Source organism: Vibrio sp. 1F253, assembly GCF_041439295.1.
GTDB classification, from domain to species: domain Bacteria; phylum Pseudomonadota; class Gammaproteobacteria; order Enterobacterales; family Vibrionaceae; genus Vibrio; species Vibrio tasmaniensis_A.
Window position 1 is genome coordinate 72816 of record NZ_JBGONU010000002.1, and the last position, 13730, is coordinate 86545.

Here is a 13730-nt window from a genome sequence, read left to right on the forward strand (position 1 = left end):
ACTCCTAGTTGTCTTCTATTGTTTGTCGTTCGATTATTGGTTAGATGCGCTTTTCAATGATACCACCACCAAGACATACGTTGTCTAGGTAGAACACTGCTGATTGACCTGGGGTCACCGCAATTTGTGGTTCGTCAAAAATAACCTTAATGTTCTCATCATCAATTGGGATGATTGTACAAGGAATATCGGTCTGACGGTAACGTGTTTTTACCGTGCACGTCATAACTTCAGTAATTGGTGTGCGATTAACCCAATGAAGCTGAGAAGCGATCAAACCTTCTGATTTTAAAAGAGGGTGGTCTTTACCTTGTACCGCGATCAGAACATTACGTTTAAGATCTTTTTCACCAACAAACCATGGTTCTTCATTACCGCCGCCACCTTTGGTGCCACCGATATGCAGGCCTTTACGTTGGCCTAGTGTGTGGTACATCAAGCCTTGGTGTTGCCCAATAACTTGGCCTTCTGGTGTCTCGATGTTTCCCGGTTGAGCGGGTAGGTATTTGCCTAAGAACTCAGTGAACTTGCGCTCACCAATAAAGCAGATGCCTGTTGAATCTTTCTTTTTCGCAGTGATCAAGTCTTGCTCTTCAGCAATACGTCGTACTTCTGGCTTCTCTAATTCACCCACAGGGAATAGGCTGCGTGCCACTTGATCTGAGCTTAGCGTATAAAGGAAATAACTTTGGTCTTTATTGCCGTCTAGGCCGCGTAGCATTTCTGGCTTCGCACCAGCGTCTAGCTCTTCTTGTGTTGGGAAAGTACGACGAACATAGTGACCCATCGCGATGTAGTCTGCGTCTAATACTTCATCCGCAAACTCTAAGAATGCTTTGAATTTGATTTCTTTGTTACAAAGGATATCTGGGTTCGGTGTACGACCCGCTTTGTATTCTTCCAGAAAGTACTCGAATACATTATCCCAGTACTCTGCTGCAAAGTTGATAGTGTGAAGGTGGATACCTAACTTGTCACATACCGCTTGAGCATCAGCAAGGTCTTCAGCTGCCGTGCAGTATTCTTCGTTATCGTCTTCTTCCCAGTTTTTCATGAAAAGGCCTTCTACCTGATAGCCTTGTTGCTGAAGAAGATACGCCGATACTGACGAATCTACACCGCCGGACATACCGACAATTACTTTCTTTTCGCTGTTTCCAGAGCTGATATCTGACATGTCTAAACACCGTTACTATTACTTGGTCGCAGATTCTAACAGAAAGAGAAACACCGTGACAGATCCGAGACCGGAATCACAGTTTCATTTGCACAAATAATGCGCTGACTTCGTTAGAGAATCGCATGAACGCGAGGAGACTCGCTAGGATGTCAGATCTATATGTGGCATAGTCGCTCAAAATCCAAGAGCTGAGATAAAAAATGTCTGAACAAAATGAGTTTATGCAAGAAGAACAGTTGATCGAGATTATCGAGAACCAACTTGAAGATGGACAACCAGTAAAAGTTAAAGAGACGCTAATGCGTTTAATGATGACAGGTACACCTCGTGAAGAGGCAATTGCAGCGATGGCATGTGCACTGGCAATTGAAGTATTTGATGTAATGAAAAACGGCGCAGAGTTTAATCAGAAACGTTACGCCGAGCATTTGGGCATGCTGCCTGATCTTAGCTTTATGGAAGGCGAATAAAAAAATAGCCTAGCAAACGTTTGCTATAGTTTGAAAGATTGCCGCGTTAAATATAGCGCGGTAGAATCCGCCACCTATTTCCCCTTGACTTAGACTAGCCCTATGAAATTCCCTGGACAACGTAAATCAAAGCACTATTTTCCGGTTCACGCTCGTGACCCTTTAGTAAGCCAAGCTCAAACGAGCAAAAGAATGTCACGTACCCATATTATCGGTATTGACCAAACTTTGGTGGATATTGAAGCAAAGGTGAGTTCTGAGCTAATCGAGAAATATGGCTTAAGTAAGGGACACTCTTTGGTTATTGGTGATGAAGCTGCTGAATCTTTGTATCAAGAATTAAAAGAACAGTGCCTGATCACTAATGAATACGCAGGTGGCACGATCGGTAACACATTACACAATTACTCAGTATTGGCGGATGACCGTTCAACACTATTGGGTGTAATGAGCCAAGATATTAAAATTGGTAGCTACGGTTACCGCTATTTATGTAATACATCAAGCAGAATGGATCTGAACCATTTACAAGGGGTAGATGGCGCAATTGGTCGCTGCTTTGCATTAATTACAGAAGATGGTGAACGTACTTTCGCAATTAGCGAAGGACAAATGAACCAATTAAAACCAGAAAGCATTCCTGAGAAAATTTTCAAAAGTGCTTCTGCTTTAGTATTAACGGCGTATTTAGTTCGTTGTAAACCAGGTGACCCTATGCCTGAAGCAACAATGAAAGCTATTGAGTACGCGAAGAAATACGATGTACCTGTTGTTTTAACGCTTGGTACTAAATTCGTTATTCAAGATGATCCAGAGTTTTGGAAAGATTTCCTTGAACAACATGTAACCGTTGTTGCAATGAATGAAGACGAAGCTGAAGCATTAACGGGTGAAAGCGATCCTCTAGCTGCTTCAGACAAAGCACTAGATTGGGTAGACTTAGTTCTATGTACAGCAGGCCCTGTGGGCTTGTTTATGGCGGGTTACACAGAAGATGCAGTGAAGCGTGAAACATCATTACCGTTGTTACCAGGCTCGATTGCTGAATTTAACCGTTATGAGTTTAGTCGTCCCGCACATAAAGATTTATGTGAAAATCCAACGAAAATCTATTCGCATATCGCACCTTACATGGGCGGCCCAGAAAAGATTAAGAATACGAATGGTGCCGGTGATGCTGCGTTGTCTGCTCTATTACATGATATGGCCGCTAATAAGTACCATAAAGAAAATGTGCCTAACTCAAGTAAGCATCAGCATTCATTCTTGACGTATTCTTCGTTCTCACAAGTTTGTAAATATTCAAACCGCGCAAGTTATGAAGTATTAGTTCAGCACTCGCCACGATTATCTCGAGGCCTTCCTGAAAGAGAAGATAGTCTAGAAGAAGCGTACTGGGAAAGATAAGGCATTTTTTTGATTTATATTTCACTATTAGAAATATAAAAAAGGCTCCGAAAGGAGCCTTTTTTGTTTCTGAATATATTGAAGCCGTAAATAATACTTTAGTCGACTTAAATATTAATTCTATTGCTTAGTGGGTTATTGATTATTCACTTAGCAAACTCGATGCCTTAAAGAGCAAACTCTTCTAGAGATTTACCAGCATCTAGTTGTTCTTGGATAGCTGAAGGCGTACGGCCTTGACCTGTCCAAGTTTTCTCGTCGCCATTCGCGTCTACGTATTTGTATTTCGCAGGGCGAGGAGCACGTTTAGATTTTGTTGTTTTAGATTTTGCTTCACCAGAAAGTGCAGCAATAAGATCGGCAACATCGATTCCGTCTTTTGCAATTTGTTCTGCGATAGCAGAAAGTTTAGCTTCTTGCTCTGCTTTTGCTGCGCGTTCTTCAGCTTCAGACTCTTGACGTTCTTGTACAACAATAGTCAGCTTGTCTAGCGCTTCTTCAAGTTGCTCAAGAGTTAATTCACGTGAGAACGCACGAAGGCTACGGATATTTAATAGAGTTTTTGTTAATTCAGACATGATATTTCCCATCAAGGTAAACTAAATAATCCTCCTAATAATAAACAGAGGCTAAGAATAAAACAAATAGTATTTCTTCTATTAGTTATTTAAATAAAAAAATGAGACGAGTGCTTTAAGATGAAAAGATAGACCTCTAATGAACTTATAATAACTATTAAGAATATCTTAAAAAAAAACAGGTGAGATCTGATATGTGTTAAGTGGAGTAATCCGTAAAAGTTGACTATTCTTCTATTGATTACTTCATTAACAAAAAACTATTTTTCTCGGAATGATATGTTGCATTGTTGCTCTTGATGGGTACAATTGCGGCTACCTGATGCGGTGCTTTGGTTAATCTGTTGTTAAACTCTGGTTTACACGGTTAATAATGTTACCGCACGTAGAGGTGCAATTATAAAGAGTAGTTTTCGTTGGGGTGATGCCAATGAACGGGAATGAAAGGTGTAATTGCCGAAGTAAATTGTATATCTAAGCAATTTGCTGGGGTTGTGCTCAATAGGTACAACACTGCCATAGTCTTAATTTTAAACTATGGAGCGCTACTGTAGGGTTGGGTGAAGTGTTCACTTCCCTTTCGCTTAGTTCAACATGAGCTTGATAAGCCGTATCAAGTTTATCTGCAGTAGATCTCTAGCCAAATAAAAAACTGGTTTTTGAAGATCATGAATTTAATAGATTTTGCAACATCGCCTTTATCGCTGCTTCCTCCCTTGGTTGCCTTGACTCTTGCTATTGTTACCCGTCGTGTATTAGTTTCCTTGGGTGTCGGTATCGTCATGGGTGCGATTCTACTTGCTGACTACTCAGTAGGTAACGCAGCTAGCTACGTCTTTACTAAAGTATCTGGTGTTTTCATCGAAGATGGTGGTATTAACACTTGGAACATGAGCATCGTTGCTTTCCTAATTATCCTTGGAATGACAACGGCATTATTAACACTATCTGGCGGTACTCGCGCATTCGCTGAGTGGGCACAGTCTCGTGTTAAGAGCAAACGTGGTTCAAAACTACTTGCTGCATTTTTAGGTGTATTCATCTTTGTTGATGATTACTTCAACAGCTTAGCGGTAGGTGCCATCTCTCGCCCTGTAACTGACCGCTTCTACGTATCTCGCGCTAAGCTAGCTTATATCCTAGATTCAACTGCTGCTCCTATGTGTGTGATCATGCCGGCTTCTAGCTGGGGTGCTTACATAATCACTATCATTGGTGGCATCTTAGTGACACACGGTGTGACAGAGTATTCTGCACTGGGTGCTTACGTTCGCCTTATCCCAATGAACTTCTACGCTGTGTTCGCACTATTAATGGTGTTTGCCGTTGCGTGGTTTGGTTTAGATGTTGGCAAAATGCGCGAGCATGAGATTGAAGCCTCTCAAGGCCGTGGTTTTGAAGGTGATAATGATCAAAAGCAAGCGCACGATCTAAACGAAGAGCTAGATATTCAAGAGAGCGAAAACGGTTCTGTTTCTGATCTCGTTATGCCAATCGTAGCGTTAATCGTCGCGACGGTTGCAGCAATGCTTTACACCGGTGGCCAAGCGCTTACTGCTGATGGTCAAGCATTCAACTTGCTTGGTGCATTTGAAAATACAGATGTAGGTAAGTCTCTGGTTTACGGTGGTGTTATTGGTTTACTCGTTGCGCTAGCAACGGTATTCAAACAGAAACTGCCTATGGCTGATCTCACAAGAACAATGTGGATTGGTGCAAGCTCAATGTTTGGCGCTATCCTTATCCTTGTATTTGCATGGACGATTGGTTCTGTTATTGGCGACATGAAAACAGGTTCGTACCTATCCTCTCTAGCAACAGGTAACATCGATTACCACTGGCTACCGGTTATCTTGTTCCTTCTTGCTGGCCTAATGGCGTTCTCGACAGGTACATCTTGGGGTACGTTCGGTATCATGTTACCGATTGCGGGTGACATGGCTGCTGCCTCTGACATCGCGCTAATTCTTCCTATGCTAAGTGCGGTTCTTGCGGGTTCTGTATTTGGGGATCACTGTTCTCCAATCTCGGATACAACGATTCTGTCTTCTACAGGTGCGCGTTGTAACCACATTGACCACGTATCGACTCAACTCCCTTACGCGCTGTCTGTGGCGTTCGTATCGTGTATTGGTTTTATCACCCTAGGAATGACATCATCAACTGGCATTGCATTTGGCGCAGCGTCTCTAACGTTTGTTGCGGTATGTTTTGCATTGGCTTATTTCTCTCGTTGCAAGATAGCAACGTGTAAAAGCTAATCATCATTTGATTGAATAATGAGAAGGGAGGCGTTTGCCTCCCTTTTTTTGTGTTCGTTAATTTAATTTTAAATTTCGTGAAAAAAGTTCGAATAAATGGTTGAAAAAGGGTGTCAGCTTAGTTAGTGTGGAGACAAGACAGCAAACAACCTAAGAGCTGATAAGTATGCGTAAATTAGTAATGAACATTCATCACCATCATCACCCTATCTAGTCTTTCGGGGAGATTTACGTATACCCGGGAGCAAGAATTCTCCCGGAGGTTAAGTCAAAGAATTTAGATTTAAACCCTCGGGACGACAAAGTCTTCCGAGGGTTTTTTAGTTTTAGCACTTTTAAATAATCAATAAATTCAAATATTTGCACAGGGATACAGCAATGCAGACACAACGCCTAAGAATCGCAATTCAAAAGAAAGGTCGCTTAAGTAAAGAGTGCCAAGATCTACTTAAAAAATGTGGTGTGAAATTTAACATCATGGGTGAGCGCCTAGTTGTTCATTCACTAAATATGCCAATTGACTTGTTACTCGTTCGTGATGATGACATCCCAGGCCTTATCATGGATGGTGTGGTTGACCTTGGTTTTATCGGTGAGAATGAACTAGAAGAAGTTCGCCTAGACCGTGTCGCTCTAAAGGAGCCTTCAGAGTTTCGTACACTACGTCGTTTAGACTTCGGTGGTTGCCGCCTTTCTATCGCAATCAACAAAGATGAAGAATACAACGGCCCACAAGACCTAGCGGGTAAACGTATTGCGACAACTTACCCACAATTACTAAAAGCCTACATGGACGAGCAGGGTGTTGAATTCAGCGCTTGTATGCTAACTGGCTCAGTTGAAGTTGCCCCTCGCGCAGGTCTAGCAGACGCTATCGCAGATTTAGTTTCTACAGGTGCAACGCTAGAAGCAAACGGTCTAAAGGAAGCAGAGGCTATCTTCCAATCTAAAGCAACACTGATTCAACGTGTTGGTGATTTCGATGCAGACAAAACGGCATTGATTGAAAAACTACTGACTCGTATGCAGGGTGTTCAACAAGCGAAAGAGTCGAAGTACATCATGCTTCACGCACCAACGTCTCAGCTAGAGCAAATCAAAGCTCTACTACCTGGGGCTGAAGATCCTACGGTTCTTCCTCTATCTACAGACAAAGACAAAGTTGCCGTTCACCTCGTAAGTACAGAGAACTTGTTCTGGGAAACTATGGAACAGCTGAAAGAGTTGGGTGCAAGCTCGATTCTAGTATTACCAATCGAAAAAATGATGGGGTAGTGACGATGAGAACCGTTGTTTGGCAATCTTTAAGTGAATCACAGCAAGACTCGGTATTAGAGCGTCCAGCTATTACTGAAGGTGCAAACATCACTGCGACTGTTTCTGATGTTATTGCAAAAGTACGAAATGAAGGCGATGCCGCACTTAAGGAACTGACTGAAAAGTTCGATGGTGTGACTCCAGAATCTATCCGAGTTAGTTCGGGTGAGATCGAAGAGGCATGTGCTCGTCTAACACCAGAGATGAAGCAAGCGTTGGAGCAAGCTTACAGCAACATTGCTAAGTTTCACGAAGCTCAAAAGCCACAGCCAATTAAGGTTGAAACACAGCCTGGTGTTGTGTGTGAGCAGGTGACGCGCGCGATTAATACTGTTGGACTTTATATTCCGGGTGGCAGCGCGCCACTTCCGTCAACGGTTCTTATGTTAGGTGTGCCTGCTCAAATTGCGGGTTGTCGTAAGGTTGTGCTTTGCTCACCTCCGCCAATTGCTGATGAAATCTTGTATGTCGCTAATCTTTGTAAAATCGATGAGGTTTACAATGTTGGTGGTGGTCAAGCGGTTGCTGCGATGGCGTACGGGACCGAGAGCGTGGCTAAGGTTGATAAGATCTTCGGCCCAGGTAACGCTTACGTAACGGAAGCTAAACGCCAAGTAAGTAACGACTTCCGTGGCGCTGCAATTGATATGCCTGCTGGCCCGTCTGAAGTGTTAGTGATTGCAGACGAAACTGCGGATGCTGACTTCATTGCTGCTGATCTACTGAGCCAAGCTGAACACGGGCCAGATTCACAGGTTGTATTAGTAACACCATCACCAGTTATTGCCGACCAAGTAACCGATGCGGTTCAGAAGCAATTGAAAGAGCTGTCTCGTGCGAACATCGCTCAGCAAGCATTGGCTTCAAGTCTAATCATCATTGCTGAATCGATCACTCAAGCGATTGCGATTTCGAATTTCTATGGTCCTGAGCACTTGATTGTTCAGACCAAGAGTCCACGAGAATTACTGCCGTTACTAGACAATGCTGGTTCAATCTTCTTGGGTGACTGGTCTCCAGAATCTGCAGGTGACTACGCATCAGGCACAAACCACGTTCTTCCGACTTACGGCTATACCAAGACTTATTCAAGCCTAGGTTTGGCGGATTTCTCTAAGCGTATGACGGTACAAGAGTTAACAGCTGATGGCTTACAAGGCCTAGCGCCAACGGTAGTCACAATGGCGGAAGCCGAAGGTTTGGACGCACACAAACGTGCGGTGACCATCCGAGTTGAAAAATTAAATCGATTTGAACAGCTAAATAAAGCGAAATAAGGGTAGGGCATGGAAAAGTTAGCAAGAAAACAAGTTCAGGCTCTAACACCTTACTTGTCTGCAAGACGCATTGGTGGCAGCGGAGATGTATGGTTGAACGCCAACGAATCTCCGTTTGATAACGAGTACACCTTAAATCTGACTCGACTTAATCGCTACAGCGAGTGTCAGCCTAAAGAGCTAATCGATGCTTACGCTCAATATGCGGGTGTTGCACCAGAGCAAACGTTGACTACTCGTGGTGCTGACGAAGGCATTGAACTACTGATTCGTGCTTTCTGTGAGCCGAACGAAGACGCTATTCTTTACTGCCCACCCACTTACGGTATGTACGCAATCAGTGCAGAGACGATTGGTGTTGAGCGTAAAGTGGTGCCTCTGACTTCTGAATGGCAATTGGATCTTCCTGCTATTGAAGCTCAACTTGACAACGTAAAAGTGGTGTTTGTTTGTAGTCCAAATAACCCAACAGGTAACTTAGTTAACCGTAAAGACATCGTTAAACTGCTTGAAATGACACAAGACAAAGCGATTGTGGTGATGGATGAAGCGTATATCGATTTCTGCCCTGAAGCATCAACGGTGGATTTGCTTGCTCAGTATCCGAATCTAGCGATTCTTCGAACTCTCTCGAAAGCATTTGCTTTAGCGGGTTTACGTTGTGGCTTTACGCTAGCGAACAAAGAGCTTATCGATGTATTGTTAAAGGTGATTGCTCCTTATCCAGTGCCAATCCCTGTTGCTGACATTGCCGTTCAAGCACTTTCAGAGCAAGGACTAGCGCGTGCTAAGTTCCAAGTTCTGGATTTAAGTGCTAACCGAGCGTATTTACAAGCAGGTCTATTAGGCATGCCTCAAGTGACGGTATTTGATGGTTGGGGTAACTACCTACTGGTTAAATTCCCGAACGGCGATGAGTTATTTAAAGCGGCTTGGGATACGGGCATCATTTTGCGTAATTCACCAATTGAAGACTGTGTTCGTATTAGTATTGGTAATCGCGAAGAGTGCGAAAAGACACTTGGATTCATTCGTAACTTTTATCAGTAACGAAAGGTTTACCAGTAATAACATTTGCCAGTTTGAGTGGATTAATTGCAGGCTGGCAAGTGAAACCAATATTTTGGGTTAGCGTTGATTTTAGCTAGGCCAGCAGATTTAAAATTAAAAGGAAGTTCAAGTGAGTAAACAACAGAAAATACTTTTTATAGACCGTGACGGCACCTTAATTGTTGAGCCGCCAGTTGACTTTCAAGTAGACCGTTTAGACAAACTAAAATTCGAACCGTTAGTGATCCCTAGCCTACTTGCACTGCAAGATGCAGGTTATCGCTTAGTGATGGTGACTAACCAAGATGGTCTAGGCACAGATAGCTACCCGCAAGAAGAGTTCGATGCTCCACATAATATGATGATGGAGTTCTTTGAGTCTCAGGGCGTTAAGTTTGATGGTGTTCTAATCTGCCCTCACTTTGATGAAGACAACTGCTCTTGCCGCAAGCCTAAGCTGGGTATGGTTAAAGAATACCTACAAGGCGGTAAAGTTGACTTCCAAAAGTCAGTCGTGATTGGCGATCGAATGACGGATCTTCAACTTGCTGAGAACATGGCAATTCGTGGTATCCAATACGGACCAGATGCGCAAACTGAAGGCACGCTTAACTGGCCACAGATCGTTAAAGATCTGACGGTTAATGCTCGTGTTGCTGAAGTGGTTCGTACCACTAAAGAAACCGACATTAAGGTAGCCGTAAACCTTGATGAAACCGGTGACAACAAGATTGATACTGGCATGGGTTTCTTCGATCACATGCTTGATCAAATCGCGACACACGGCGGTTTCCAAATGAACCTGACTGTGAAGGGCGACCTGCACATTGATGATCACCACACAGTAGAAGATACCGCACTTGCTTTAGGCCAAGCATTGAAAGATGCATTAGGCGATAAACGTGGTATTGGCCGCTTTGGTTTCAGCCTACCAATGGATGAGTGTTTGGCTCAGTGTGCGCTAGACCTTTCTGGCCGTCCATATCTGAAGTTCGATGCTAAATTCAGCCGCGAGCAAGTGGGTGACCTTTCAACAGAGATGGTGGTTCACTTCTTCCGTTCTCTAACCGATACATTGGCTTGTACGCTACACCTTTCTTCTGACGGTAATAATGATCACCACATCATTGAGAGCCTATTCAAAGCGTTTGGCCGTACTCTTCGCCAAGCAATCAAAGTTGAAGGTAACGAGTTACCAAGCAGCAAAGGCGTTCTGTAAGGCTAACGTTAGCAAGGAAAAACAATGAAAGATCAAAAAGTCGTTATTATTGATACTGGTTGTGCCAATGTTTCCTCGGTGAAGTTTGCGATTGAACGTCTAGGCTACGCAGTTGAAATTTCAAAAGAACCAGAAGTTGTTCTTGCTGCCGATAAGCTATTCCTACCCGGTGTAGGCACAGCAAGTGAGGCAATGAAGAACTTGCAAGAGCGCGACCTTGTTTCTCTTGTGAAGCAAGTAGAGAAGCCTCTGCTAGGTATCTGTTTAGGTATGCAGTTGTTAGGCAAATTGTCTCAAGAGAAAGGCCAAAAAGCTGACGAGTTAGTTGAATGCCTAGGATTGTGTGATGGCGAAGTTCGTTTACTTGAAACGGGTGATTTGCCATTACCACACATGGGTTGGAACACAGTAACCGCGACACCTAACCACCCTCTATTCAAAGATATTGAAGAGGGCGAGTACTTCTACTTTGTACACAGCTTCGCAATGCCAGTGGGTGACTACACAATCGCACAATGTGATTACGGCAATCCGTTTACTGCCGCAGTGCAAAGTGGCAACTATTATGGTGTTCAGTTCCACCCAGAACGTTCGTCAAAAGCTGGCTCTAAGCTGATTCAGAACTTCTTGGAATTGTAATAAGGATTTGGCAGCGGCTAACGTTGCCCTATAAGGAATGTAAATGATTATTCCCGCGTTAGATTTAATTGAAGGCCAAGTAGTTCGCTTATTCCAAGGGGACTACGGGCAAGTAACAGAATACAAAGTAGACCCAGCAGAGCAGTTTAATCTGTATCACCAAGCTGGCGCTGGCTGGCTGCACCTTGTTGACTTAACGGGCGCAAAAGACACAACGGCTCGTCAGTTAGACTTGATTGCTAAGCTCCTTGCTAGCACGCCTGCGAACATCCAGATTGGTGGTGGCGTGCGTAACGAACAAGATGTCGTTGATCTACTAGAAGCTGGCGCACAGCGCGTTGTGGTTGGTTCTACGGCAGTTAAGCAACCTGAGTTGGTTAAAGGTTGGATGGAGAAGTACGGTGCGGAAAAAATCGTGCTGGCTCTGGACATCAATATTGACGAAAGCGGCACACGTAAAGTCGCGATTTCAGGTTGGCAAGAAGATTCAGGCGTGACCATTGAAGCGCTAATTGAAGATTACCTCACGGTTGGCCTTAAACACGTTCTGTGTACTGATATTTCACGTGATGGCACGCTAGAAGGGTCAAACGTAGAGCTCTATGTTGATCTCTGTAAACAGTACCCACAAGTGCAATTCCAATCATCGGGTGGCATTGGCAGCCTAGCTGATATCGAAGCACTTAAAGGCAGCGGCGTTGCGGGTGTGATTGTTGGTCGTGCACTGCTTGATGGCAAGTTCACCGCAGAGGAGGCATTTGCATGTTGGCAAAGCGAATAATCCCTTGTTTGGATGTCCGTGATGGACAAGTGGTTAAGGGCGTTCAATTCCGTAATCACGAAATTATTGGTGACATCGTTCCGCTAGCACAACGCTACGCAGAAGAGGGCGCTGATGAATTAGTATTTTATGACATCACCGCATCAAGTGATGGCCGTGTGGTCGATAAAAGCTGGGTGAAACGTGTAGCAGAAGTGATTGATATTCCTTTCTGTGTGGCTGGTGGTATTAAGTCTGCGGAAGATGCAGCACGCATTCTTGAGTTTGGTGCAGATAAAGTATCCATCAACTCGCCTGCATTGGCTAACCCACAGCTAATCACTGACCTAGCTGATAAGTTCGGCGTACAGTGTATCGTTGTCGGTATCGATTCATACTTCGATAAAGAGACGGGTAAATATCAGGTTTACCAATTCACAGGCGATGAAGCGCGTACCAAAGCAACCAAGTGGGAAACCAAAGATTGGGTGCAGGAAGTACAGAAGCGTGGCGCCGGTGAGATCGTGTTAAACATGATGAACCAAGATGGCGTTCGCAACGGCTATGATATCGACCAGTTAAATATGGTACGTTCGGTGTGTAATGTACCCCTGATTGCATCAGGTGGCGCAGGTGCAATGGAACACTTTGCTGAAGCTTATAAAAAGACCAACGTGGATGGAGCACTTGCGGCTTCGGTATTCCACAAACAAGTCATCAATATTGGTGAACTTAAACAGTATTTAAAACAACAAGATGTAGAGGTGCGACTATGAGTTTTGAACCCGTAAGCTTATCAAAAACAGAAGTAGGCGCATTGTCAGAGCGTATTGATTGGGAAAAAGTCGATGGCTTAGTGCCAGCGATTGTTCAAGATTACCAGTCTAGCCAAGTGCTGATGATGGGATACATGAACCCAGAAGCACTAGAGAAAACAGGCGAGACTGGCCAAGTGACGTTTTTCTCTCGCACCAAAGAGCGCCTTTGGACGAAAGGTGAAACGTCAGGCAACGTATTGCAACTGCACAACGTCGCCTTGGACTGTGACAGCGACACCTTACTGGTTAAAGTTAATCCCATTGGTCCAACGTGCCACACAGGTACAACAACGTGTTGGGATGGAGACAAGCAAGAAGAGTCTCAGATGGTGTGGCTTCATCAGCTTGAGCAGCTATTGGCTGCCCGCAAGGACGCCGATCCTGAATCTTCTTATACTGCCAGTCTATATGCCCGTGGCACCAAGCGTATTTCGCAAAAAGTGGGCGAAGAAGGCGTTGAAGTCGCGCTTGCGGCGACGTCGGGCGATAAGGCGGAGTTAGTGTGTGAATCAGCAGATTTGATTTACCACCTAATGGTTCTTCTTCAAGATCAAGGCTTATCGATGGATGATGTGGTAAACAAGCTGAAAGAGCGTCATAAGTAAGCTCTCTTTAGATTAATAGAACCGCGTAAAAGACAGGCAAAAGCCCCGCAAACAAACATGTTTACGGGGCTTTTTAGTTTTTTAATTTTCAAGATTTCAAGATTTCAAGATTTCAAGATTTCAAGATTTCAAGATTTCAAGATTTCAAG

Annotated in this window: 13 protein-coding genes, 1 riboswitch and 1 other annotated feature; of the genes, 11 read left to right on the forward strand and 2 right to left on the reverse strand. The window is 43.9% G+C overall.

Going from position 1 to position 13730, the window contains the following annotated elements; all coding sequences use genetic code 11:
• Positions 1–40 precede the first annotated feature (40 nt).
• Complete coding sequence (gene mnmA, locus ACED28_RS01550) at positions 41–1177, reverse strand: tRNA 2-thiouridine(34) synthase MnmA (RefSeq protein WP_009848812.1); 1137 nt, start codon at positions 1175–1177, stop codon at positions 41–43.
• Between the two features lie 203 nt (positions 1178–1380).
• Here mnmA and ACED28_RS01555 point away from each other — a divergent pair, with 203 nt between their 5' ends.
• Both ACED28_RS01555 and ACED28_RS01560 read left to right on the forward strand, forming a co-directional pair.
• Positions 1381–1650: a hypothetical protein gene (locus ACED28_RS01555; RefSeq protein ID WP_004734567.1), complete on the forward strand. Its 270-nt coding sequence runs from the start codon at positions 1381–1383 to the stop codon at positions 1648–1650.
• Between the two features lie 102 nt (positions 1651–1752).
• A complete protein-coding gene (locus ACED28_RS01560; RefSeq protein ID WP_009848810.1) occupies positions 1753–3057 on the forward strand; it encodes an inosine/guanosine kinase in 1305 nt (434 codons plus the stop codon).
• Positions 3058–3224: 167 nt separating this feature from the next.
• Here the strand turns inward: ACED28_RS01560 and ACED28_RS01565 are convergent, their stop codons facing one another.
• A complete protein-coding gene (locus ACED28_RS01565; protein WP_012604381.1) occupies positions 3225–3635 on the reverse strand; it encodes an H-NS family nucleoid-associated regulatory protein in 411 nt (136 codons plus the stop codon).
• Positions 3636–4013: 378 nt separating this feature from the next.
• A riboswitch (Lysine riboswitch) is annotated at positions 4014–4191 on the forward strand.
• A 112-nt stretch (positions 4192–4303) separates the two neighbouring features.
• Between ACED28_RS01565 and ACED28_RS01570 the strand changes: the two genes are divergently transcribed.
• From ACED28_RS01570 to hisIE, 9 genes are all read left to right on the forward strand, one after another.
• Positions 4304–5896: a Na+/H+ antiporter NhaC family protein gene (locus tag ACED28_RS01570; RefSeq protein WP_371709132.1), complete on the forward strand. Its 1593-nt coding sequence runs from the start codon at positions 4304–4306 to the stop codon at positions 5894–5896.
• Positions 5897–6085: 189 nt separating this feature from the next.
• Positions 6086–6221: a sequence feature (His leader region), on the forward strand.
• Between the two features lie 53 nt (positions 6222–6274).
• Positions 6275–7171 carry an ATP phosphoribosyltransferase gene (gene hisG / locus ACED28_RS01575; RefSeq protein ID WP_029223133.1) on the forward strand — a complete coding sequence of 299 codons (897 nt, stop codon included), beginning with the start codon at positions 6275–6277 and terminating at the stop codon, positions 7169–7171.
• Positions 7171–8490: a histidinol dehydrogenase gene (gene hisD, locus ACED28_RS01580; protein WP_017098157.1), complete on the forward strand. Its 1320-nt coding sequence runs from the start codon at positions 7171–7173 to the stop codon at positions 8488–8490. Before hisG ends, hisD begins: the two co-directional genes overlap by 1 nt.
• A 9-nt stretch (positions 8491–8499) precedes the next feature.
• Complete coding sequence (hisC, locus tag ACED28_RS01585) at positions 8500–9540, forward strand: histidinol-phosphate transaminase (protein WP_017098158.1); 1041 nt, start codon at positions 8500–8502, stop codon at positions 9538–9540.
• Between the two features lie 130 nt (positions 9541–9670).
• A complete protein-coding gene (gene hisB / locus ACED28_RS01590; RefSeq protein WP_371709133.1) occupies positions 9671–10759 on the forward strand; it encodes a bifunctional histidinol-phosphatase/imidazoleglycerol-phosphate dehydratase HisB in 1089 nt (362 codons plus the stop codon).
• 24 nt (positions 10760–10783) lie between these two features.
• Positions 10784–11398: an imidazole glycerol phosphate synthase subunit HisH gene (gene hisH / locus ACED28_RS01595; RefSeq protein ID WP_008223538.1), complete on the forward strand. Its 615-nt coding sequence runs from the start codon at positions 10784–10786 to the stop codon at positions 11396–11398.
• A gap of 43 nt (positions 11399–11441) precedes the next feature.
• Entirely contained in the window at positions 11442–12179 is a 738-nt protein-coding gene (gene hisA / locus ACED28_RS01600; RefSeq protein ID WP_012604374.1) for a 1-(5-phosphoribosyl)-5-[(5-phosphoribosylamino)methylideneamino]imidazole-4-carboxamide isomerase, read from the forward strand.
• On the forward strand, positions 12161–12934 hold the full coding sequence (gene hisF / locus ACED28_RS01605) for an imidazole glycerol phosphate synthase subunit HisF (protein WP_004734577.1): 774 nt from the start codon (positions 12161–12163) through the stop codon (positions 12932–12934). The genes hisA and hisF overlap by 19 nt, the downstream gene beginning before the upstream one ends.
• The gene (gene hisIE / locus ACED28_RS01610) at positions 12931–13581 is read left to right on the forward strand and encodes a bifunctional phosphoribosyl-AMP cyclohydrolase/phosphoribosyl-ATP diphosphatase HisIE (RefSeq protein WP_371709134.1); all 651 of its coding nucleotides are present in this window, start codon (positions 12931–12933) and stop codon (positions 13579–13581) included. The genes hisF and hisIE overlap by 4 nt, the downstream gene beginning before the upstream one ends.
• The last annotated feature ends 149 nt before the right edge of the window (positions 13582–13730 follow it).

Coding starts and splice junctions, on each gene's coding strand:
- hisC (WP_017098158.1), top strand. CDS start 8,500: ATGGAAAAGTTAGCAAGAAAACAAGTTCAGGCTCTAACACCTTACTTG.
- hisF (WP_004734577.1), top strand. CDS start 12,161: ATGTTGGCAAAGCGAATAATCCCTTGTTTGGATGTCCGTGATGGACAA.
- hisIE (WP_371709134.1), top strand. CDS start 12,931: ATGAGTTTTGAACCCGTAAGCTTATCAAAAACAGAAGTAGGCGCATTG.
- ACED28_RS01565 (WP_012604381.1), bottom strand. CDS start 3,635: ATGTCTGAATTAACAAAAACTCTATTAAATATCCGTAGCCTTCGTGCG.
- hisA (WP_012604374.1), top strand. CDS start 11,442: ATGATTATTCCCGCGTTAGATTTAATTGAAGGCCAAGTAGTTCGCTTA.
- hisH (WP_008223538.1), top strand. CDS start 10,784: ATGAAAGATCAAAAAGTCGTTATTATTGATACTGGTTGTGCCAATGTT.
- ACED28_RS01570 (WP_371709132.1), top strand. CDS start 4,304: ATGAATTTAATAGATTTTGCAACATCGCCTTTATCGCTGCTTCCTCCC.
- ACED28_RS01560 (WP_009848810.1), top strand. CDS start 1,753: ATGAAATTCCCTGGACAACGTAAATCAAAGCACTATTTTCCGGTTCAC.
- hisG (WP_029223133.1), top strand. CDS start 6,275: ATGCAGACACAACGCCTAAGAATCGCAATTCAAAAGAAAGGTCGCTTA.
- mnmA (WP_009848812.1), bottom strand. CDS start 1,177: ATGTCAGATATCAGCTCTGGAAACAGCGAAAAGAAAGTAATTGTCGGT.
- ACED28_RS01555 (WP_004734567.1), top strand. CDS start 1,381: ATGTCTGAACAAAATGAGTTTATGCAAGAAGAACAGTTGATCGAGATT.